At 30.5% G+C, this 21,905-nt stretch carries 21 protein-coding genes; 8 read left to right on the plus strand and 13 right to left on the minus strand.

Going from position 1 to position 21,905, the window contains the following annotated elements; translation table 11 throughout:
- Positions 1-38: 38 nt before the first annotated feature.
- Positions 39-1,946 (minus strand): acetate--CoA ligase, encoded by a 1,908-nt coding sequence (gene acs / locus DIS07_RS07970; protein WP_109404718.1) that lies wholly within the window; start codon positions 1,944-1,946, stop codon positions 39-41.
- Positions 1,947-2,002: 56 nt separating this feature from the next.
- Here acs and DIS07_RS07975 point away from each other — a divergent pair, with 56 nt between their 5' ends.
- The gene (locus tag DIS07_RS07975) at positions 2,003-2,782 is read left to right on the plus strand and encodes a sulfite exporter TauE/SafE family protein (protein WP_109404719.1); all 780 of its coding nucleotides are present in this window, start codon (positions 2,003-2,005) and stop codon (positions 2,780-2,782) included.
- 65 nt (positions 2,783-2,847) lie between these two features.
- Entirely contained in the window at positions 2,848-3,639 is a 792-nt protein-coding gene (locus tag DIS07_RS07980) for a TerC family protein (protein ID WP_109404720.1), read from the plus strand.
- A 185-nt stretch (positions 3,640-3,824) separates the two neighbouring features.
- Here DIS07_RS07980 and DIS07_RS07985 read toward each other — a convergent pair whose 3' ends face one another.
- The 6 genes from DIS07_RS07985 to DIS07_RS08010 form a co-directional block, all read right to left on the minus strand.
- A complete protein-coding gene (locus DIS07_RS07985) occupies positions 3,825-4,187 on the minus strand; it encodes a glyoxalase (RefSeq protein WP_109404721.1) in 363 nt (120 codons plus the stop codon).
- Positions 4,180-4,659 carry a hypothetical protein gene (locus tag DIS07_RS07990; RefSeq protein WP_109404722.1) on the minus strand — a complete coding sequence of 160 codons (480 nt, stop codon included), beginning with the start codon at positions 4,657-4,659 and terminating at the stop codon, positions 4,180-4,182. Before DIS07_RS07990 ends, DIS07_RS07985 begins: the two co-directional genes overlap by 8 nt.
- Before the next feature lie 90 nt (positions 4,660-4,749).
- Positions 4,750-5,937 (minus strand): enoyl-ACP reductase FabV, encoded by a 1,188-nt coding sequence (gene fabV, locus DIS07_RS07995; protein ID WP_109404723.1) that lies wholly within the window; start codon positions 5,935-5,937, stop codon positions 4,750-4,752.
- Between the two features lie 10 nt (positions 5,938-5,947).
- The gene (locus DIS07_RS08000; protein ID WP_109404724.1) at positions 5,948-6,895 is read right to left on the minus strand and encodes a phosphoribosylaminoimidazolesuccinocarboxamide synthase; all 948 of its coding nucleotides are present in this window, start codon (positions 6,893-6,895) and stop codon (positions 5,948-5,950) included.
- Positions 6,896-6,938: 43 nt separating this feature from the next.
- Positions 6,939-7,559 (minus strand): hypothetical protein, encoded by a 621-nt coding sequence (locus DIS07_RS08005; protein WP_109404725.1) that lies wholly within the window; start codon positions 7,557-7,559, stop codon positions 6,939-6,941.
- Entirely contained in the window at positions 7,556-8,509 is a 954-nt protein-coding gene (locus DIS07_RS08010; protein WP_109404726.1) for a PhoH family protein, read from the minus strand. The genes DIS07_RS08005 and DIS07_RS08010 overlap by 4 nt, the downstream gene beginning before the upstream one ends.
- A 129-nt stretch (positions 8,510-8,638) precedes the next feature.
- On the opposite strand from DIS07_RS08010, the gene DIS07_RS08015 reads away from it, so the two are divergent.
- From DIS07_RS08015 to gldG, 4 genes are all read left to right on the plus strand, one after another.
- On the plus strand, positions 8,639-9,499 hold the full coding sequence (locus tag DIS07_RS08015; RefSeq protein ID WP_109404727.1) for an SAM hydrolase/SAM-dependent halogenase family protein: 861 nt from the start codon (positions 8,639-8,641) through the stop codon (positions 9,497-9,499).
- A 5-nt stretch (positions 9,500-9,504) separates the two neighbouring features.
- Positions 9,505-9,801 carry a putative quinol monooxygenase gene (locus DIS07_RS08020; RefSeq protein ID WP_109404728.1) on the plus strand — a complete coding sequence of 99 codons (297 nt, stop codon included), beginning with the start codon at positions 9,505-9,507 and terminating at the stop codon, positions 9,799-9,801.
- An 81-nt stretch (positions 9,802-9,882) separates the two neighbouring features.
- Positions 9,883-10,599 carry a gliding motility-associated ABC transporter permease subunit GldF gene (gene gldF / locus DIS07_RS08025; RefSeq protein WP_109404729.1) on the plus strand — a complete coding sequence of 239 codons (717 nt, stop codon included), beginning with the start codon at positions 9,883-9,885 and terminating at the stop codon, positions 10,597-10,599.
- On the plus strand, positions 10,592-12,232 hold the full coding sequence (gene gldG / locus DIS07_RS08030) for a gliding motility-associated ABC transporter substrate-binding protein GldG (protein ID WP_109404730.1): 1,641 nt from the start codon (positions 10,592-10,594) through the stop codon (positions 12,230-12,232). The genes gldF and gldG overlap by 8 nt, the downstream gene beginning before the upstream one ends.
- Positions 12,233-12,326: 94 nt before the next feature.
- Here the strand turns inward: gldG and DIS07_RS08035 are convergent, their stop codons facing one another.
- Together DIS07_RS08035 and DIS07_RS08040 are read right to left on the minus strand one after the other, a co-directional pair.
- A complete protein-coding gene (locus DIS07_RS08035; RefSeq protein WP_109404731.1) occupies positions 12,327-13,091 on the minus strand; it encodes an NAD(P)-binding domain-containing protein in 765 nt (254 codons plus the stop codon).
- A complete protein-coding gene (locus tag DIS07_RS08040) occupies positions 13,078-13,740 on the minus strand; it encodes an MIP/aquaporin family protein (RefSeq protein WP_109404732.1) in 663 nt (220 codons plus the stop codon). Before DIS07_RS08040 ends, DIS07_RS08035 begins: the two co-directional genes overlap by 14 nt.
- Before the next feature lie 114 nt (positions 13,741-13,854).
- Between DIS07_RS08040 and DIS07_RS08045 the strand changes: the two genes are divergently transcribed.
- Both DIS07_RS08045 and DIS07_RS08050 read left to right on the plus strand, forming a co-directional pair.
- Positions 13,855-14,703, plus strand: a complete 849-nt coding sequence (locus DIS07_RS08045) for a DUF2911 domain-containing protein (protein WP_109404733.1) — start codon at positions 13,855-13,857, stop codon at positions 14,701-14,703.
- Positions 14,704-14,819: 116 nt separating this feature from the next.
- Positions 14,820-15,320 (plus strand): ClbS/DfsB family four-helix bundle protein, encoded by a 501-nt coding sequence (locus DIS07_RS08050; protein ID WP_109404734.1) that lies wholly within the window; start codon positions 14,820-14,822, stop codon positions 15,318-15,320.
- Here the strand turns inward: DIS07_RS08050 and DIS07_RS08055 are convergent.
- The 4 genes from DIS07_RS08055 to DIS07_RS08070 form a co-directional block, all read right to left on the minus strand.
- On the minus strand, positions 15,317-16,285 hold the full coding sequence (locus tag DIS07_RS08055; protein WP_109405056.1) for a Gfo/Idh/MocA family protein: 969 nt from the start codon (positions 16,283-16,285) through the stop codon (positions 15,317-15,319). The two genes, DIS07_RS08050 and DIS07_RS08055, sit on opposite strands and share 4 nt — an antisense overlap.
- Position 16,286: 1 nt before the next feature.
- Positions 16,287-17,468 (minus strand): hypothetical protein, encoded by a 1,182-nt coding sequence (locus DIS07_RS08060; RefSeq protein ID WP_109404735.1) that lies wholly within the window; start codon positions 17,466-17,468, stop codon positions 16,287-16,289.
- An 8-nt stretch (positions 17,469-17,476) separates the two neighbouring features.
- A complete protein-coding gene (locus DIS07_RS08065) occupies positions 17,477-19,198 on the minus strand; it encodes a sodium:solute symporter (protein WP_109404736.1) in 1,722 nt (573 codons plus the stop codon).
- A 110-nt stretch (positions 19,199-19,308) separates the two neighbouring features.
- A complete protein-coding gene (locus DIS07_RS08070) occupies positions 19,309-21,825 on the minus strand; it encodes a PIG-L family deacetylase (protein ID WP_109404737.1) in 2,517 nt (838 codons plus the stop codon).
- Between the last annotated feature and the right edge of the window lie 80 nt (positions 21,826-21,905).

Genomic DNA, 21,905 nt, shown 5'->3' on the forward strand with positions numbered 1-21,905 from the left:
ATTTGGGTTTCTATTAAAGTCGAATTATAATGGTTTTCTTACAATCGATTATCAATAATACTTTGTACTACTTCTGGATTTAACAACGTAGAAACATCACCTAAATTGTCCATTTCATTGGATGCAATTTTACGCAAAATACGTCGCATAATTTTTCCTGAACGCGTTTTTGGTAATCCTTCAGAAAACTGAATTTTATCCAATTTTGCAATCGGGCCAATATGTTCTGTAATAATTTGATTGATTTCTTTTCGTAAATTATCGTGATTTCTACTTTCTCCTGTATCTTTTAAAATTACATAACCATACAATGCACTTCCTTTAATATCGTGAGGAAAACCTACAATTGCAGATTCTGCTACAGCTGGATGCTCATTAATAGCATCTTCTATTGGTGCTGTTCCTAAATTGTGGCCAGAAACAATAATCACATCATCTACTCTACCTGTAATTCTGTAATAACCAACCTCATCTCTGAGCGCTCCATCACCTGTAAAATATTTATTTTCGAATGCAGAAAAATAGGTTTCTTTATAACGCTGATGATTTCCCCAAATGGTTCTAGCAATACTTGGCCAAGGATACTTAACACACAACCTACCTTCTACTTGATTTCCTTTCAATTCTTGTCCATTTTCATCCATCAAACAAGGTTGAATTCCAATAAAAGGTAGTGTTGCATAAGTTGGTTTTGTTGGTGTTACATAAGGAATTGGTGTAATCATCATTCCTCCTGTTTCTGTTTGCCACCACGTATCTATAATGGGACTTTTCTTTTTCCCAACATTGTCATTATACCAATGCCATGCTTCTTCATTGATAGGTTCTCCAACAGAACCTAAAACTTTTAAAGAAGATAAATCGTATTTATCTACTAATTCTGTTCCGTGTTTTGCCAAAGCTCTAATTGCTGTTGGCGCTGTGTAAAATTGATTGATTTTATGCTTCTCTACAATTTCCCAAAAACGTCCAAAATCTGGATAACTGGGTACGCCTTCGAACATAACTGTTGTTGCTCCATTTGCTAACGGACCATACACAATGTAAGAATGCCCTGTAATCCAACCAATATCTGCTGTACACCAATACACATCGTTTTCTCTATATTGAAACGCGTTTTTAAACGTATAGGCTGTATATACCATATAACCAGCTGTGGTATGCACCATTCCTTTTGGCATTCCTGTAGAACCAGAAGTGTATAAAATGAATAGCTGGTCTTCAGCATCCATTGTTTCTGCTTCACAAACTTTTGATGCTTTATCTAACAAAGGTTGTAACCATTTATCACGACCTTCTTTCATATTGATGTCTGAATTGATTCTTTTAGCAACCAAAACAGTTTCCACACATTCACAACTTTCCAAAGCATCATCTACAATTCCTTTTAAATCGATTGTTTTTGCTCCTCTATAAGAACCATCAGAAGTAATGACCATTTTACAATCTGAATCATTTATTCTTGTAGCTAATGCTGTAGATGAAAATCCTGCAAAAACTACAGAATGAATTGCGCCAATTCTTGCACAAGCTAAGGTTGCAATTGCCAATTCAGGAATCATCGGTACATAAATACAAACTCTGTCTCCTTTGCCAACATTGTTGGCTTTCAATACGTTTGCAAACTGGTTTACCCTTTCTGATAATTGCTGATAAGTTATATGTTCTGCTGCTTCATTTGGATTATTTGGTTCAAAGAGAATGGCTGTTTTATTAGCTCTAGTTGCTAAATGTCTATCAATACAGTTTTCGGTAATGTTTAATTGAGCTCCTTGAAACCATTTGATTTCGGGTTTAGTAAAATCCCATTCTAAAACTGTATCCCATTTTTTGCGCCATAAAAAATGCTCCTCCGCAACTTCTTCCCAAAAATTTTCGGGTTCACGTATTGATTTTCTATAAACTTGGTAGTATTCTTCTAAGTGTTTTATGTGGTAGTTACTCATTATTTAGTTTCGTTGTTTTATTAGAGTTTCTAAAAATAGAAAATTATATTTGCTTTATGAATTTTCAAATTGTTTTTGATGCAATAATTTATCATTGGCATATTATACTATTATTCTTTACCGTAGCAATATTATATTCTTCTGTAGGTTTTGGTGGAGGTTCTAGTTATTTGGCAATTTTAGCTTTAACAGGTATTGTTTTTACACAAATTAGAGCTACTGCTTTACTTTGTAATATTGTTGTGGTTTCTGGGAATGTACTACTATTCTACCATCAAAAGAATTTGGATTGGAAAAAAATAATCCCCTTGGTTGCTTTCAGTATCCCGTTCGCTTATGTAGGTGGGTACTTAAAAATTAGTCAACATTTTTTCTTTATTTTATTAGGAGTTACGCTTTTATTTGCTGCAATTACCATGTGGTTATCAAAAAAAATAATTGTTTCAAATGAAAAAATCAACAAATCAAAACCTATTAAAAATGCAAGTTTTGGAGGCATAATTGGTTTTATTTCTGGAATGGTTGGAATTGGAGGAGGTATTTTTTTAGCACCTCTTTTGCATTTAACTAATTGGGGTTCGCCTAAAAAAATAGCAGCAACTGCTAGTTTTTTTATTTTAGTGAATTCTTTTGCCGGACTAATGGGACAATATTCTAACCCAGATTTTAAAATCGACTGGAATTTAACTTCAATATTATTATTTACTGTTTTTATTGGTGGGCAAATTGGTAGTAGGTTGAGCAATAAATCATTTACTCCAATTCAGCTGAAAAAAGCAACAGCTGTTTTAATTGCTTTTGTAAGTATTCGTATTTTGTTCAAATATTTGTTCTAAATAAAAACAATTACTTTAATATATTTGAACTTTCTTTAATCAATAATTTTTAAATAAAAAAATCTATGTTAGAAGTAATTTTTACTTTAATAATGTTAATCCTTTTACAAGCCGTTTTAGGTTTTGACAACTTACTTTACATTTCATTAGAATCAAAAAAAGCACCTCTAAAGGATCAAAAGAGGGTTCGAAAAATGGGAATTTTAATTGCTATTGTTTTAAGAATTGTTTTACTATTTCTTTTAGTTTCAATTATTGATTACTTTCAAGATCCTTTTTCATTTTTAACTGGCGGAATAGATGATGTTGTAAAATTTGCTTTTAATGGTCACAGTATTATCGTTTTATTAGGTGGCGGTTTTATCATTTACACAGCCATTAAAGAAATTTGGCATATGATTGGAACTAAAGACTTAGAATATGACATTGAAGGAAATTCTAAACGATCAAAGTCTTCTAATGCTGTTATTGTAAGTATTGTACTAATGAATTTAGTATTCTCTTTTGATTCAATTTTAGCTGCAATAGGTTTAACTAGTGAAATCGAAAATGCTACAACTGCCTTTATTGTAATGGCTATTGCAATAATTATTAGCGGTTTGTTAATGTTGTTTTTAGCAGATAGGATATCTACTTTCCTAGCCAAAAACAGAATGTATGAAGTATTAGGTTTATTCATCCTTTTTATAGTAGGTATAATGTTAATTACTGAAGGTGGTCATTTAGCACACATAAAACTTTTTGGAGAAGAAATTGTACCCATGAGTAAAACAACATTTTATTTTGTGATTGCTATTTTAGTGATTATTGATATTGTACAAGGAAAATATCAAAAGAAATTACTCCTTAAAGAATAGCCTTAAAATCTTCTATTCAAAAATAATAATTTGTTTAATAATTTTAACATTTAATTAAACAATAATTAATTATCTTTGCCAAGTACTATAAGTACACTTCTAACAAAACGAATTAATTTTCGAATCATAAAAGAAGTTTTTGGTTGATTGTTAAAACCGCTGTTCATAACAGCGGTTTTTTATATTTAAGAAATATAATCTTGTATTCTTAGATTAATGATTTGATTAATTCTTCTTTTAAATTCAACAGGGTTTTGATGATAAAAAGACAATTCATCCAAAGAAAAGTGACCAATTACACTTCCTAAGAGTACATTTTTAAAATGGTTATCTTTTGTAAGAATAGCATTTATTGTCTCTTTTTGCTTCTCTTTAGAGTAGTTTTTTAAATTAATCTTTTTATTAACCAAATAATTATGAAAAAGCTCAACTAATATATCGTGTTGCATTTTTATAATGGGACGAATAACTTCATTTTGAAATTTTTCATTATCAGAAGTACCAGTATTAACTAAGTTAGACAAAATTGGTCGTTCTTTTTTATTCATCAAGTAAGTCGTTAAGTTCTAATTGATAATCGTATTGTAAATCTTCGTGCAATTTTTCTATTGCTTTTTTTATCATTCTAACCTGAGTATCAAAAACATTTTGCAGTCTTGTACTTCTTTTTATTGAGGGTCTAAAAGCTTTTAATTTCTGGCAGAAATATAAAAGTAATTCTGTTTCTGTCTCTTTCTTTTTAGAATATCTAATATATTTTTTTATGAGTGACAAAATCTTTCTCACACTTTTTCTGATGTAATAAAAACTATTGGTATTTATAGTTTCAAACTGTTCATCCATTTGATCTTTAATAGACTGAATATAACCTTCTTCATTATGAGATTCGAATAATAAATAAGTAAGCAACTCTTTATTTTCTTTTTTAAATTTAGACAAATGCAAACACAATTCTTTTAACTCATTTGCAGATTTATAAGAAAGTTCGTCTTTTAATTGTTTTACCGTAACAGCTTTCATCTATTTTATTTTTTTACAAGATAAAAAAGAAAACCTCACAAAATATCTTCTGTGAGGTTTATGTTTATTTCCTATATGCTAGCAGCAAATTTAATCTATACTTGGTACTTTTACCACTTCATTAACATCTGCTTCGTAATCTACACCTTCTACTTTAAATCCAAAAAGATTATAAAAATCGTTACTATACCCTTCTAAATCTCCAATTTCTGATAAATTTTGTGTAGTTGCTGTTTCCCAAAGTTTTACAACCTCAGCTTGCACATCTTCTCTCATTTCCCAATCGTCAATTCTAATTCTACCTTTTTCATCCAAAGCTAAATCACCTCCAAATAAACGCTCACTATACAAACGTTGAATTTGCTCTATACAACCTTCGTGAATTCCTTTTTCTTTCATTGTTTTGTACAATAATGAAATGTATAAAGGTATTACAGGAATTGCTGAACTTGCTTGTGTAACTAACGCTTTATTCACAGAAACATATGCTTTACCTCCAATTGATTTTAAATCATTTGCAATGGTAAAAGCAGTTGCTTCTAAATGATCTTTTGCAGCACCAATGGTTCCATTTCTATAAACAGGTTTTGTAACTTCTGGACCAATATAAGAATACGCAACTGTTGTAGCTCCTTCAGATAATAAATTTTCAGCCTGTAAAGCATCAATCCACATTTTCCAATCTTCACCACCCATAACAGTTACAGTATTTTCAACATCTTCTCCTTCTGCAGGATTGATTGAAATTTCTGATACATTACCTGTATGAAAATCAACAGTTTTATCAGAAAAAACTTGCCCAATTGGTTTTAAAACCGATTTGTAGCGTTTTCCTGTTTCAGGATGTGTTCTTACTGGTGATGCTAAACTGTAAATTACCAAATCAATCTGACCTAAATCTTCTTTGATTAAATTGACAACTTGTTGTTTAACTTCGTTAGAAAATGCATCTCCATTAATACTTTTTGCATACAAACCAGCAGCGTGCGCTTGCTTTTCAAAAGCCGCTGTGTTGTAATAACCTGGTGATGCAGGTCTACCTGGGCTTGCTGGTTTATCAAAGAAAACACCTATAGTAGCTGCATCTGAACCAAAGGCACTTGATATTCTAGATGCTAAACCAAACCCTGTTGATGATCCTAAAACCAATACTTTTTTTGGTCCATCAATTTTCCCTTTCGATTTTACATATTCTATTTGATTGATTACGTTTTGCTCACAACCTGTAGGATGTGATGTCAAACAAATAAATCCTCTTGTTCTTGGTTCTATAATCATAATAGTTAGTTTATTTTGCTAAAAAAGAATTTACATTCTTTTCAATTCTATTTAAAACATTATCTGTAGCTGCTTTCACAAAAGTTTCTCCAGTAATTTGTTCGTATAATTCTATGTATCTATTCGAAATTTCAATGATTTTTTCATCTGACATTTCTGGTATTTGCTGTCTTTCTTTTCCTTGAAAACCGTTTTCAATTAACCACTGTCTTACAAATTCTTTAGATAATTGTTTTTGCGCTTCTTCTTTATCTTGTCTTTCTTGATATCCATCTGCATAAAAATAACGAGAAGAATCTGGTGTGTGAATTTCATCAATCAAAACAATTTTTCCGTCTTTTGTTTTTCCAAATTCGTATTTGGTATCTACTAAAATCAAACCTCTTTTTGCAGCGATTTCTGTTCCTCTTTGAAATAAAGCTCTTGTATAATTTTCTAAAACGATATAATCTTCTTCAGAAACAATTCCTTTTGCTAAAATGTCTTCTCTAGAAATATCTTCATCGTGTTCACCATTATCTGCTTTGGTAGATGGCGTAATTAACGGTTCTGGAAATTTATCATTTTCTTTTAATCCTTCTGCCATTTCAACACCACAAATTGTTCTTTTTCCTAATTTGTATTCACGAGCAGCATGACCAGATAAATATCCACGAATTACCATTTCTACTTTAAAAGGTTCGCATAAATGACCAATGGCTACATTTTCATCAGGATTTGCAATTAACCAATTCGGAACAATATCTACAGTATCATTCATCATTTTGGTTGCAATTTGATTCAAAATTTGACCTTTAAACGGGATTTGACGAGGCAAAATCACATCGAATGCAGATAATCTGTCAGTGGCAATCATTACCAAAAGTTCATCATTTATATTGTAAACTTCTCTAACTTTACCTTTGTAAACAGATTTTTGCTTTGGAAACTGGAAATTTGTTTCGTTAATTGTATTCATTATTATAGTTGTTGTTGCGGGTGCAAAAATAAACTTTCCAAATTTATTTCTTTTCCTTTTTCAGCACTTTTATTTGCTTTAAATTATCTGCTATTGGTGTGGCTGTAATTACTTTTTCGCCTGGTATGAAATAAAAGAAATAAGCAGAATTTTGTCCTATTTTCCGAACGTCTAGTTTAGAATTATCTTTAAAAACTAAAGTGTAATTAGGTATAATTTCTTTACTATTATATTTTTGTTTCATACCTATTCCCATACCCGTTCTCATAGATACAAATAATAGAAAAAAAATAAACATCATACCTGGTAAAATATTTTTCTTCTTTCCAAGTTCTTCATACTTCTTATCCCATTTTTCAATATTGTATATTTTTTGATACCATTTTTTTTCTCTTAAATAAGCATAAAACTTGAACATCCATTTGGTAAAATACAAATACATCAACCAAAACATTAAGGCTAAAAAAATTGATATTTTCCAATTGTTGGTTAATAGACTGATAGGAGAAATTAAGGCATCTAAAATAGTTGTATAGTTTAAATAAGAAACTCCAAAGATTCCATAAAAAATAGCATCGCTAACTATACCTAAAATAATCAGGTATAAATATCCAATGTAAAAATAATCTTGTAAACCTAATTTATCCTCTTCTATCTTTATCATTCTGTCTCTATACTTTTATATGCTGTTATTATTTTCTTTACCAATCTATGTCTTACTACATCTTTATCGTCTAAATATACCTGCTCAATTCCTTCTATATTTTTTAAAGCTAACAAAGATTCTTTTAATCCAGAAACTTGTTTTCGAGGCAAATCAATCTGACCTGGATCACCTGTAATGATAAACTTTGCGTTCTTACCCATTCTGGTTAAAAACATTTTCATTTGATTGTGCGTTGTGTTTTGTGCTTCATCTAAAATTACAAAAGCATTATCTAGGGTTCTCCCGCGCATAAAAGCCAAAGGTGCAATTTGAATGACTCCTTTTTCTATGTGAGATTCTAATTTTTCATGCGGAATCATATCACGCAATGCATCATATAAAGGTTGCATATATGGATCTAATTTTTCTTTTAAATCTCCTGGAAGAAATCCTAAGTTTTCTCCAGATTCTACAGCTGGCCTTGTTAAAATGATTCTTCTCACTTCTTTTTCTTTCAAAGCCTTTACAGCTAGAGCAACCGCTGTATAGGTTTTTCCTGTTCCTGCTGGACCAACTGCAAATAGCATATCATTTTTCTGCATTAGAGAAACCATTTTACGTTGATTTTCGGTCTGCGCTTTAATCAATTTTCCACTAACACCATGTACTAAAACATCTTTTGCATTTCTTGCTGCAACAGTTTTTTCTTCATTCCCATTTGATGTTAAAATGCGTTCAATACTATTTTCATCCAGCTTGTTGTAACGATTAAAGTATTTGATTAATCTATCCAATCGTGTTTCAAATTCGTCTAAGATATCTGGCTCTCCGTAAATTTTAAGCTTAGATCCGCGAGCAACAATTTTAATTTTTGGAAAATATCTCTTTAATTGCTCAATAGTACTGTTGTGTGCTCCAAAGAAATCTTTTGGACTGATTTCTGTAAGCTCTATGATGCGTTCGTTCAAATGATAATATTTTGTTTGTGATTAACGTTATTTATTCAACTAAAAATAGTAATTTAAAATACTAAAATGATTAGATTTGCGTAAACTAATTAACAACTTTTACACAATTCAATTAACAGCAAAAAATTAATGTCTCTAATTACATTAACTACAGATTTTGGAACAAAAGACCACTTTGTTGGTGCTGTTAAAGGAGCAATCTATTCAGAACTTTCTGATGCTAAAATTGTTGATATTACGCACGAAATATCGCCATTTAACATCACAGAAACTGCATATATTTTAAAAAACTCGTACAAAAGTTTTCCAGAGGGAACAATACATATTATTGGTGTAGATTCTGAATTGAGTAGGGATAATAAACATATTGCCTTAGAGTTAGACAATCATTTTTTTGTTTGTCCAGACAACGGATTAATTTCTATGATTGCTTCAGAAATTAAACCTACCAAAATTGTAGAAATTAATATACATGATAGAATAGAAAGTAGTTTCCCTGTTTTAGATGTTTTTGTACAAGTAGCTTGTTTTATAGCAAGAGGTGGAAATTTAACTGTTATAGGTAAAGAAATTCAAGAATTCAAAAAGTTAGTAGAAATTCAACCAAAGGTAAATCAGGCTCAAAATCAGATTATTGGAGGGGTTTTATATATTGATAACTATGGAAATGTGATTACAAATATTAGCCTAAAAATGTTTCAAGATATTGGAAAAGGAAGACGTTTTAAAGCGTCTGCAAGACGTTATTCTTTTTCTAAAATATTTACTAAATACAATGAAGTTGCAGGTGATAGTGCTCACGACAGCATACAATATGATGGTAGTAAATTGGCTATTTTTAACTCTGCAGGTTTTTTAGAAATTGCCATTTATAGAAGTAATTTAGCTACTGTTGGTGGTGCATCTACATTGTTAGGATTAAATTATAGAGATCCTATTACTATTGAATTTTATAACGATTCTAAACCAGATTTTACACCTTTAAGTTAAAAACTATGTTTGTACGAATTGTTAAAATGAGTTTTCATCAAAAACACATTGCAGAATTTTTAGCAATGTTTGAAGAAAAAAAATCTTTGATAAGAGCTTCTAAAGGATGTGAATTGTTAGAATTATATCAAGATAAAAACAACCCTGAAATCTTTTTTACATATTCGTATTGGAATGCAGAAGAAGATTTAGAAAATTATAGAAATTCTGACTTATTTAAAACTACTTGGAAACAAACCAAAACGTATTTTAATGACAAACCTTTAGCTTGGAGCGTTGATAAAAGAGTGAGTTTACAATAAAGTTAGAAGTTAGAAGTTAGAAGTTAGAAGTTAGAAGTTAGAAGTTAGAAGTTAGAAGTTAGAAGTTAGAAGAAAAATAAAATGTTTCCAATCCTAAAAAAAGAATTCAACTCATTTTTTGCAAGTCCTATTGCCTATTTGGTGATTGGTGTTTTCTTGTTGATTAACGGTTTGTTTCTATGGGTTTTTAAAGACGATTTTAACATTTTAAATGCAGGTTTTTCAGATTTGAATCCGTTTTTCTTTTTAGCGCCTTGGGTGTTTTTATTTTTGATTCCTGCTATCACTATGAAAAGTTTTGCTGATGAATTCAGTAATGGAACCATAGAACTCTTAAAGACAAAACCTATTTCTGATTGGCAAATTGTTATGGGTAAATTCTGGGCTTCACTTTTATTGGTTGTTGTGGCTTTAACTCCTACGTTGACTTATGTCTACACTGTTTACAGTTTAGGAAATCCTGTTGGCAATATCGATTTTGGTAGTACAATGGGTTCTTATCTTGGACTGTTTTTTTTAGCATCCGCTTATACTGCTGTAGGCTTGTTTACATCAACATTATCTAAAAATCAAATTGTTGCATTTATTTTAGGAGTTTTTATCACATTCTTTTTATACTATGGATTTGACGCCATTTCTAACTCTTTAGGAAATGATTTAACCATAAAGAAACTTGGAATTAACGAACATTTTAAAAGCATTTCAAGAGGTGTTTTAGATACTAGAGATATCATCTATTTTTTGAGTGTTACTTTTTTCTTTTTATTCATTACTAAAATACGTTTAGACAATGAATAAAAAAATTGGAAATATAAGTTTATTAATCCTGTATTTAATTGTTTTAAACAATATCAGTCAATCTTTTTATCAACGTTTTGATTTAACTTCAGACAAACGCTATACGCTTTCTGAAACCACAAAAAGCATCATTTCTAAAGTAGATAATACACTATATATCTCTGTGTATTTAGAGGGAGATTTTCCATCAGAATTTAAACGATTGCAAGCAGAAACACGTCAATATTTAGAAGAATTAGCTGCTGAAAATTCAAACATAAAAATTAATTTTGAAAATCCAGATAATCAACGAGAGGATTTGATTAAACGCGGAATGCTGCCAAGTCAATTGACTGTAGAAGAAGATGGTAAACTTTCTGAAGCTATTATTTTTCCTTGGGCTGAAGTTACTTACGGAAAGAAATCTACCACTGTTTCTTTATTACCCAATGCAATTGTAGCATCGCAAGACGAACAATTACAAAAAGCCATTGAGAACTTAGAATATAGTTTTTCGAATGCGATTAATTCCATCACACAAAACAAACAGAAAAAAGTTGCTATTATTACTGGTAATGGCGAATTACAAGACATTTATCAATATAGTTTTTTAAGTGAAGTAGCTAAAAAGTACAGGTTAGCAAAATTTACTTTAGATTCTGTTGCTACGAATCCTCAGCAAACTTTACAAGATTTAACCGGTTTAGATTTGGCAATTATTGCAAAACCAACACAAAAATTTACAGAAGCAGAAAAATTTACGTTAGATCAATTTATTGCCAACGGAGGTAAAACTTTGTGGATGATAGACAATGTGCAAGCTGACCAAGACAGTCTATTTACCAGTGGAAAAATGCTAGCATATCCAAGAGATTTGAATCTTACTGACTTACTTTTTACTTATGGAGTGCGCATTAATACTACTTTAGTTAAAGATTTATATTCGGCTCAAATTCCTTTAGCTACAGGAAAAGTAGGCAATCAAACACAGTTTCAAAATTTAGATTGGTTTTATCATCCTTTGGTTGGCGGAAACCCTAATCATCCAATTACAAAAAACGTTTCTCCTGTTCGTTTACAATTTGCAAATCAAATAGACACTTTAAAAAACAACATCAAAAAAACACCATTATTAGTCAGTTCTTTATTGACTCAAAAAGTAGGAACTCCTAATTTTATTGAGTTACAATCTATTGCAGATGAAGTGATAGAAACTGATTATAAAAGCGGAAATCAATTATTTGCAGTTTTATTAGAAGGTGATTTTAATTCGGCTTATAAAAATCGTGTAAAACCTTTTGAAACTTCACTTTTTAAAGAAAATGCAACAAACAATAAAATGGTTGTAATTGCTGATGGTGATGTTGGTAAAAATCAAATTTTAAAAGGAAAACCTACTGATTTATCTCGAGATAAATGGACCAATCAATCTTTTGGAAATAAAGACTTTTTATTAAATACTGTAGATTATTTATTGGATGATTCTGGCTTGATTAAACTAAGAAACAAAACATTACAAATACGAATGCTAGACAAACAAAAGGCGTTTCAAGAACGTACTTTTTGGCAATTTTTAAATGTGGTTTTACCGCTTCTAATTTTATTTGGTTTTGGTTTTGGCTTTAGTTACCTGAGGAAGAGAAAATATAGTTAGTTTTTAAAGATTTTAAGTTCTCGATACAATTTTCTCTTAAAATCGAAAATCACTCGAACTGACAAACTTCATTCTTCAATCTTTAAACTTCAAACTAGATACGCAACAAATCATTGTGAATAAAAGAGTAATTTAAAATACGCTGCACTTTCTCTGAAGAAATAATTTTCCACTGAAAAACAGCCTCTTTTTTAAATATTGGTAGTTCAAAACCTTTACTTTCTCTCGCTTTGATATAAAATTGCTCTCTTGTTGGGTGGTGATTCGCACAAGCATTAAAGGTTTCATTCCAACAATTTTGATTGATGATTTCGTGAATAATCTCAATACAATCTTCTTGATGAATCATATTTACAAATCCTTCTGGTTGAGGGATTTTTCTTCCGTTTTTAAACCAATTGGCAGGATGTCTTTCTCCTCCAAATAAACCCGCAAAGCGAATAATTGTAGTTTCGAAAAAAGTATTCTCTCTAAATAAATTTTCAATTTCAACAAGAGGATGATTTTCAACAAGCTCATCTTCTTCTGTCATAATTTTATTAATTCTTGGATACACAGAAGTAGAACTAATAAAAATCACCTTTTGAATGGATGATTCTTGAATTTGAGCAATTAAATTTTCAAAACTATCAATATCTTTAGAGGTAATGGCAATTATTAAAATATCGGATTGTAAAAAAGAGTCATATTCTTCAAATTCAGAAATATTTACCAAATGAGCTTCTATTCCTAAGTTTTCTAGACTATCAATTTTATTTTCAGAAGTTGAAGAGCCTTTTACACTATAACCTTCCTCTAAAAAAGAAATCGCTAAGGGTTTTCCCAACCAACCACAACCTAAAATACTAACATCCTTCATCGCAACAATTTTCGTCTTTAACCAATTTACAAGACACTACCGCCAATAAAGCCCCTAAAATTGGAGCAATTAGATACAACCACAATCCTTGAATATTTCCAGAAACGATATTAGGAGCTAAAGAACGCGCAGGATTCATTGATGCATTTGTAATTGGGCCCGCAAACATTGCTTCTAATAAAACTACTGCACCAATTGCAATTCCTGCTACTACACCAATTTCTTTACTTCCTGTAGAAACATTTATGATAACTACCATTAAGAAAAATGTAAGTAATAGTTCCAAAACAAATGCTCGCCAAACATCAACTGTGGGAATTGTTGACCCAAGAAACTCACTTGCAGGAAACAAAAACCACAAAATTAAACTGGCCGCAAATGCACCTAAAATTTGAGCAATGATATATTTAGGAACTTCTTTCCAAGCAAACTTTTTTGCATAGGCAAAAGCAATGGTTACAGCTGGATTAAAATGCGCTCCAGAAGTTTCACCAAAAGCATAAATCATTGCCATTACTATCAATCCCCAAGTTATTGCAATACCAACATGAGTTACACTTCCGCCTGTAACTTCGTTTACAGTCATTGCTCCTGTTCCGCAAAAAATCATTGAAAATGTTCCAATAAATTCTGATATGTATTTCTTCATCATTTCTGTAAATAAGCGCAAAGATACGTCTCCTTATTTTAAGTTTTTGTTAACGTTTGCCGTTTTTTGAAATCGTAATTTTGAGTGATTTAAATAACTAAATAATCAATAATTATGAAAAAAATTATATTATCATTATTTGTTGCTGCTGTTTCTTTTTCAACAAATGCACAAATTAAAACACCAGCACCAAGTCCGTTTCAAAAAATTGAGCAAAAAGTAGGATTGACTGATGTAACTTTAGAGTATTCAAGACCAGGAGTTAAAGGCAGAACTATTTTTGGTGATCTTGTTCCTTTTGATAAAATTTGGAGAACTGGTGCTAATGCAAGAACAAAGATTACATTTTCTAGTGATGTTTCAATTGATGGACATAAATTGAAAAAAGGAACTTATGCAATATTTACTAAGCCAGCAAAAAAGAGTTGGGACGTATATTTTTATACAGATTATAAAGGTGGTGGAGCTCCTCAAAAATGGGATGAAACAAAAGTTGCTGCTCAGATAAAAGTAACTGTTGAATCAATGCCTATGAAAATTGAAACTTTCACTATGACTTTTGATGATGTTACAAATAATTCTGCTATTCTAGGTATACTTTGGGAAAATACTTATGTGGGACTAAAATTTGAAACTCCAACAGATACAATGGTTTCAGAAAGTATCAAGAAAATAATGTCTGGACCATCTGCAAATGACATGTATGGTGCAGCTTCTTATTATTATGCAACAGGAAAAGATATTAAAAAAGCAAAAGAATGGATTGACAAAGCTGTAGCAATGACTTCAGGTAAGCCACGTTTTTGGTACTTACGTCAACAATCTTTAATCCATGCAAAAGCAGGAAACAAAAAGAGTGCTATAACTGCTGCGAAACAATCTCTAGCATTAGCTGAAAAAGCAGGAAATATTGGATTCGTAAAAATGAATAAAGCTTCTTTAAAAGAATGGGGAGCACTGTAATTTGTTTTACTTTATAAAAATATTAAAATCTCAAGTGAAAGCTTGAGATTTTTTTTGTGATGAATATCATTTTATCATAGTTATTCAATTTCTAAATTTGAAAAAAGAAAAATAAAATGCCAAGACCAAAAACAAAATCAGCACTTATACATCTAAGTAATTTTAATTTTGATAAACTCTTTACTTTTATAAATTCTTTTGAAGAAAAAGAACAACTAAAAGAGTTTCCAAAAGGAACAATGAATAGAAATATTACAGATGTTTTAGCTCATTTACATCATTGGCACTTAATGATGTTAGATTGGTATAAAGTTGGAATGACAGGAATAAAACCAGAAATGCCTGCAAAAGGATATACCTGGAAAACTACTCCTGAATTGAATTTGGAAATTTGGAAAAAATATTCAGACGCTGATTTGTTAAAAATTAAAAACAATCTTCAAAATTCTTTTTTAAGAGTACAAGAATTAATAAGTAAACACACTGAAGAAGAACTATTTGAAAAGAAAAGATACAAATGGACTGGAACAACTTCTTTAGCTTCTTATTTAATTTCTGCTACATCAAGTCATTACGATTGGGCCTATAAATTGATAAAAAAAGCAAAAAAGTTTTAGTAAACCAATCCTATTTTTACCCTAACTTCATCTAAAAGTTGTATTAATTTTTTAGAAAAATCGAAAGTCATAACATTGCTTTCTTTTTTATTTGCTCTTAGTAACTGATTAAAATGTTCAGTTTCGAAATTATAACCAATAGTTTTGTAATCAAAATCAATAATTTCTTCCTTACCATTCATAAAAACAGTAACTGTAGATGGCTGATGGAACATTGTATTTATCCTTACAACTGCATCTTCAAAAGTAAAAATGGCTTCTGTTTTTGTATCTTCTTTTAAAGTACTTTTTAAAATAGCGTTTGCATTATCATATTTAAAAACCATATTACATTCAGAGTCTGCGCCAGTTTCAAAAAAAGTTGCTTTTGCATCAATAGATTTTGGAATTCCTAGAGTAGAAAGCGCAACAAAAATGGGGTAAATACCGATATCCAAAAGAGAACCACCTCCTACTTCTTTTTTTATCAATCTACTTTCTAAATCATATTCCGGTTTAAAACCAAAATCTGCTTCCAAATGTTTTAAATTACCAAACTTTTTACTTTTGAAAATATCTAAAACATATTGATAATGAGGTAAAAAATAGGTCCACAAAGCCTCCATTAACAAGACATTATTTTCTTTTGCTATGGCAATCATCTCTTCAACCTCTTGCAAATTCATAGCAAATGGTTTCTCACATAAAACTGCTTTCTTGTTTTGCAAACAAAGAATAGTATGTGTTTTATGAAAACTATGCGGAGTGGCAATATACACAGCATCTACTTCCAAATCTTGTGCTAAGGATTGGTAAGAATTGTATGCTTTAGTTGCTGAATATTTTTTTGCAAAATCTTCAGCATTTTTTTGACTTCTAGATGCAACAGCATACAATTCTGCATTTGCTATAGTTGCTAAATCTGTGGCGAACTTATTGGCTATTTTTCCTAAACCAATGATTCCCCATTTGATCGTCTTTGGCATTTTATTCAATTTTATAATATGGAATATTTAGTTTTCCTTGATTGACAAAGATATGAACTGAATCTCCAATATTTTTAGAATTATAGATGAATTTAGAAACATCAAATTCACGTGCTTCATCAGATATATTACTATGATTCAACTTAAAGTAATAGTTTGTTGTTTTTCCTTTACTAATTCTTTTTTCTAAAATAGGAGCTTGATGTAAACTGGTTTCAGAAGTATCAAAAAACACATTAAAAATAATGATGACACTAAAGCTGTACATGGTTGAAAACACAAATAAACTTATGAAAGTACCAATAGTTTTGGCATTTTCTAATTTATATTCTTTAGAGCCATAGACACATAAAAAGAAAACGAGTATAGTTGAGTATGCTAATACTTCCCAAACTGCATTGTATTTTAAAACATTAATAGCAAACATCACATATAAAAGAAGTCCAAATATTGGAGCTAAAAAACCCCACAAAACACTTGGATATATGGTTTTTTCATCTTCTTTTTTTTCTTCATATTTAATAATACCTTTAAAAGAGATAACTATAAAAATAATTAGTAGAGGTATAAAAACTAATACATAAACAAAGTATTCGTTTTTAAAATATTTTGTTAAAAACAACATTAAAAGAGTCATAGAAATACTCACTATCTTAATCCATTTTGCTGTTTTAGTGGCTTTGTTAAGCACCCCTTCTTTTTCATGAACAGAGATTCCGAATTCCGAATTTCTATAAAATTCTTTTTCTTCTTTTTGTTCTACTTTTAGAGTTAAATCAACAAAATTATCTTGTAACCAAAATAATATTTCTCCGCCATCAGAAATATAATCTGAAATTTTAATTCTTTTTTTAAATCTACTTTTAGGATAAATAAGGATATAATATTCTACTTTTTTGTATCCACTAATTTCTTCAATTCTTAGCTTCCTATTAAACAATACATTTTTTGCAGAAATAAAAGATTTGGTAATAATTACTTTAGACACATAAAGATCTCTAATACCTAAAAAACAGAGCAATATTAAAAAAATTGAAATAGGCGTAATAATATAGATTGAATTTACACTTGTTTTTTCATCATAAAAAGGCATAAAAATTAACGCAATAAAAACACCAATTAAGAGAATTAAAAAAACAGTTATTCCTATTTTAAATCCTTTAGAATACGAATATGTCCCCATGTAAAAGATTAGTTGGTTTGGATAGTTTCTAAATCGTTAAAGTTTTCTTTTTTAGGCATAAGAGATTGCAATAAAATGGCAATTCCCATCACTAAAACACATCCTAATAAATTAAGCCATAAATAAGGCAACCAATCAAGAAAAAAGACTCCAATTATAATTGTTTGGGTAATAATTGCCGCCACAAAAACAGCATTCCCTTTTACAAACTTTATAAAAAATGCCAATAAGAAAATTCCTAAAACGTTGCCATAAAATATAGATCCAATTATGTTAACTAACTGAATTAAATTATCAAATAAATTGGCAACACAGGCTACCAAAATAGCGAGAATTCCCCAAGCCAAAGTAAACCACTTAGAGGCTTTTACATAATGACCTTCGCTTTTCTCTTCTTTCACGTTTCTTTTATATAAATCAATCGCTGTGGTACTTGCCAACGCATTTAATTCTGAAGCTGTGGATGACATTGCTGCAGATAGAATTACTGCTAACAATAAGCCAATTAAACCTCTTGGTAGATTGTTTAATATAAAATGAATAAAGACATAATCTTTATCATTAGATTCAATTTTTTCGATAGAAGTTTCATCAATTTTATCAATGATTTTTTTTGCAGAGGCTTTAATCTCTAAATCCCTTTTGTTTAAAGATTGGATCTCTTCTTTTTCCTCAATCTGAAAACCATCAATCAATAATGCTTTCTTTTTATTTTCAATAGCTATGTGCTCTTTTTCAAAAGATTGATAATCTGCTGCATATTTTGAATTCTTAACTGCATCATCAACCTTTGGGTTAAAGTTTAAAGGGGATGCATTAAATTGATAAAACACAAAAACCATCACACCTACCAACAAAATAAAAAATTGCATTGGCACTTTTAACAATCCGTTAAAAATCATACCTAACTGACTTTCTCTAACAGATTTACCAGATAAATAACGTTGCACCTGACTTTGATCTGTCCCAAAATAAGACAACATCAAAAATGTTCCTCCAATAAAACCTGTCCAAACGGTATATCTATTATTCAAATCAAAAGAAAAATCTAAGACTTCCATTTTTCCACTTGCACCAGCAATATCTAGCGCTTTTCGAAAAGTGATATCTGCGGGAAGTTGACTCATAATCATATAAAATGCAATCAACATTCCAATGAAAATGATTATCATTTGTTGTTTTTGCGTAACATTTACGGCTTTTGTTCCTCCAGAAACGGTGTAGATAATCACTAAAAATCCGATGATAATATTCAAGGTTAACAAATCCCATCCTAAGACCGCAGACAAAATAATTGCCGGAGCAAAAATGGTAATTCCTGAGGCTAAACCACGTTGAATTAAAAACAAAATTGCCGCTAAACTTCTGGTTTTTAAGTCGAATCTTCCTTCTAAAAATTCATAAGCTGTATATACTTTTAGCTTGTGATAAATGGGAATAAAAACCACACAAATAATCACCATTGCAATCGGTAATCCAAAGTAAAATTGCACAAAACCCATTCCGCTATGAAACGCTTGCCCTGGAGTTGATAAAAACGTGATAGCACTTGCCTGTGTTGCCATTACAGACAATCCTATTGTCCACCATTTGGTGTCATTTCCTCCTTTTATATAGTCTGTAACATTGGTGTTTTTACGCGTTACATATGTTCCATAAGCCACTATAAAAATAAGGGTAACCGATAAAATTATCCAATCTACAAGGTGTAATTTACTTTCTATTTCCATAAATTAAACTGTAAAAAAGTTGGTAATAAAATAAAACGCAATCAAGTAAATGGCATTCGCAACCAAAACCAATGTGTACTCTTTTTTCCAAGGATATTTTTGCTCATTCATTATTTCTTGATTTTTTGTTTTACTTCAATTTTCTCTTTACCAACAGAAAGTATATTTGCAAACAATTTATAGGCTCCAGAAACACCTGCAGGTAATTCTCTAAAGAAACTTAAACCTGTATAGATGTAATTTCCTTTACCATATTTTGCAATGAGTAAACTTCCATTTTTAGGCTTTTCTCCTTTATCATTCATAGACAATATTGGAGTATATTCTGAGCTCCATTTGTCCGGAAAATACAATCCTCTTTCTTGTACCCAACCGTTAAAATCATCTTGAGTGATTTTATTTGGAAAATTCAGTACAGCATGATTTTTCTCCAAAATTCTCACCTCAGCAAATTCATCTGTAACTCTATCTCTAGACAATCTTAAGTCATAAGGAGCCCCAACATCTACTCTTCTACTCGTGTTGTATTGCACTATTAAATTTCCGCCTTTTTCAACATAATTGAGTAAGAATCTTTGTTTAAATTTTAATTCTTTCACTACATTATAAGCTCTAATTCCTAAAACAATAGCATCATATTTTTGTAAATTTTCTTCATTAATTTCTGATGGGTTCATCTCAACAACTGTATATCCTATCTGGCGTAAATTTTCAGGAACTGCATCTCCTGCTCCTTTAATATATCCAATATAATTCCCAACTTTTTTAATGTTTAAACGAACCACTTTTGCCTCAGAATTTAACAAAACCGATTGCTTTGGAATGTGATTGTAATTGATTTCTACCAACTCTTTAGTGTAGTTTTTTCCGTTTGAAGTTGCAACCACTTTTAATTTCCCTTCTGATTGATTTTTAGATGGAGTAACTATAAACTCAAAAGTTTGTTTATCATTTTTCTGTTCGATTGAAAAATTTATTGCTGCTGGCGAAACATCCCAACTTATTGGAACATTTAAAAAAACTTTTCCACTTACATTTTGAGTTCCTGCTCTTACCTCAACTTGAATTTTTTGAGGTGTATCATCAGAAAAAATGAGCACTTTATTTTTCAGTTTTGTGGTTACTTTAGGTAAGATTTCAAAAGGTTCATAAATCTCACCTTTATCGCGTTCAGCATATCTTCTAACTACATTTTTAGTAATTGAAATTGGCGTTTCATCAATAATTAAATTGAAAGAAATTTTAGCAGGTCTTGGTGTTTCTGGTTTCCCTATTAATTGCCTGTTACCCACCTTATACATTCCCAAAGAAGCCTCTTCTCTTAACCAATAAGGGTCTGAATAGCTTTTGGTATTTAAATTAATGGTTTCTTTAAAATTGATACGTTTGTTTTGTGATAAATCCAACTCTTTTACAATGGTTTTTTTATCAATTGAAGACGTTATAGAGGTCAATTCTATATTTACATCACTTCTATTTAAGACTTCAAAATTTACGTCTATTTTAGAATTCGGAGTTCCAGAAGAACTCACAGCAGAAGCTTCTAGATACAAACCTGCACAGGCTTCTACAATTTCTTTGATTTGCTTTTCTTTAATTACTCGCCAATGACTATCTTTTAATCGTTGTATTTTTTTGTAGGCTTCCATCAACTTTGGCAAGTGTTTAGACGGATTTACAAAATCGAAATTTTGTTCAATTTCATATAAAATATCACCTATTTCTCCTCCATTTTCAACACGATTCCAAGTGGTATTGATGCCTGAAAAAATATCATTTTTATCTTTTAAAGGAGTTCCTTTTAAAAATTCAGCATATTCTGTTTGCGCTCCTCTTGTGGTTAATCTTCCAAAACCTTGACACAAATGCTGACTGCTTGCTATGGATGCCAATTCGTTGTTCGAAACTCCTTTTAACGGATAATATACACCAATATCAAACTTTGTAAAGTCTTTAGCTATCTCTTCAAACTTCTTTTTATCTCGGTAAAACCAAGAAGAAGTATTATGAAATAAACGTTTGGGTTGCCAAGAACTGGTATACTTTAATTGATTTTTATATTTGGTAGGATCTCCAGCCAAATCAAATGCTTCAACACTTAACATTGCAGAACTTGTATGATGTCCGTGAGTTGTACCAGGAGTTCTATGATTAAATCTGTTTATGATTACATCCGGTTTAAACGTTCTGATTGCCCAAACTACATCACTCAACACTTTGTCTTTGTCCCAAATTTTTAAGGTTTCATCTGGATGTTTAGAATATCCAAAATCGTTGGCTCTTGTAAAAAACTGTTCTCCTCCATCAACGTTTCTTGCAGCTAATAATTCTTGGGTTCTAATAACCCCTAATAATTCACGAATTTCTGGTCCGATTAAATTCTGACCTCCATCTCCTCTTGTTAAAGACAAATATCCGGTTCTCGCTTTTACTTGATTTGCTAAATAGGCGATTAATCTCGTATTTTCATCATCAGGATGCGCAGCAATGTACAAAGCAGTTCCTAAAAAATTGAGTTTTTGAATTTTCTCGTAAATCTGATTTGAAGTTAATTTTTGAGGTTTTTGTGCAAAAGCCGCTATTGAAATCAGTAAAAACACTGAAATTGAAAATAAAAGTTTCTTCATTTTTTATAGTTGATAACAAACAAATGTAGTTTTTTATCCATCAAAAACATTGCTTGTTAACATAATTATAACGTTTTCAA

This window comes from Polaribacter aquimarinus (assembly GCF_003129485.1).
Classification (GTDB): domain Bacteria; phylum Bacteroidota; class Bacteroidia; order Flavobacteriales; family Flavobacteriaceae; genus Polaribacter; species Polaribacter aquimarinus.

Bases quoted from the DNA above. Each gene is read 5' to 3' on its own strand.
- acs (WP_109404718.1), bottom strand. From the start codon at position 1,946: ATGAGTAACTACCACATAAAACACTTAGAAGAATACTACCAAGTTTAT.
- DIS07_RS07975 (WP_109404719.1), top strand. From the start codon at position 2,003: ATGAATTTTCAAATTGTTTTTGATGCAATAATTTATCATTGGCATATT.
- DIS07_RS07980 (WP_109404720.1), top strand. From the start codon at position 2,848: ATGTTAGAAGTAATTTTTACTTTAATAATGTTAATCCTTTTACAAGCC.
- DIS07_RS07985 (WP_109404721.1), bottom strand. From the start codon at position 4,187: ATGAATAAAAAAGAACGACCAATTTTGTCTAACTTAGTTAATACTGGT.
- DIS07_RS07990 (WP_109404722.1), bottom strand. From the start codon at position 4,659: ATGAAAGCTGTTACGGTAAAACAATTAAAAGACGAACTTTCTTATAAA.
- fabV (WP_109404723.1), bottom strand. From the start codon at position 5,937: ATGATTATAGAACCAAGAACAAGAGGATTTATTTGTTTGACATCACAT.
- DIS07_RS08000 (WP_109404724.1), bottom strand. From the start codon at position 6,895: ATGAATACAATTAACGAAACAAATTTCCAGTTTCCAAAGCAAAAATCT.
- DIS07_RS08005 (WP_109404725.1), bottom strand. From the start codon at position 7,559: ATGATAAAGATAGAAGAGGATAAATTAGGTTTACAAGATTATTTTTAC.
- DIS07_RS08015 (WP_109404727.1), top strand. From the start codon at position 8,639: ATGTCTCTAATTACATTAACTACAGATTTTGGAACAAAAGACCACTTT.
- DIS07_RS08020 (WP_109404728.1), top strand. From the start codon at position 9,505: ATGTTTGTACGAATTGTTAAAATGAGTTTTCATCAAAAACACATTGCA.
- gldF (WP_109404729.1), top strand. From the start codon at position 9,883: ATGTTTCCAATCCTAAAAAAAGAATTCAACTCATTTTTTGCAAGTCCT.
- gldG (WP_109404730.1), top strand. From the start codon at position 10,592: ATGAATAAAAAAATTGGAAATATAAGTTTATTAATCCTGTATTTAATT.
- DIS07_RS08035 (WP_109404731.1), bottom strand. From the start codon at position 13,091: ATGAAGGATGTTAGTATTTTAGGTTGTGGTTGGTTGGGAAAACCCTTA.
- DIS07_RS08040 (WP_109404732.1), bottom strand. From the start codon at position 13,740: ATGAAGAAATACATATCAGAATTTATTGGAACATTTTCAATGATTTTT.
- DIS07_RS08045 (WP_109404733.1), top strand. From the start codon at position 13,855: ATGAAAAAAATTATATTATCATTATTTGTTGCTGCTGTTTCTTTTTCA.
- DIS07_RS08050 (WP_109404734.1), top strand. From the start codon at position 14,820: ATGCCAAGACCAAAAACAAAATCAGCACTTATACATCTAAGTAATTTT.
- DIS07_RS08055 (WP_109405056.1), bottom strand. From the start codon at position 16,285: ATGCCAAAGACGATCAAATGGGGAATCATTGGTTTAGGAAAAATAGCC.
- DIS07_RS08060 (WP_109404735.1), bottom strand. From the start codon at position 17,468: ATGGGGACATATTCGTATTCTAAAGGATTTAAAATAGGAATAACTGTT.
- DIS07_RS08065 (WP_109404736.1), bottom strand. From the start codon at position 19,198: ATGGAAATAGAAAGTAAATTACACCTTGTAGATTGGATAATTTTATCG.
- DIS07_RS08070 (WP_109404737.1), bottom strand. From the start codon at position 21,825: ATGAAGAAACTTTTATTTTCAATTTCAGTGTTTTTACTGATTTCAATA.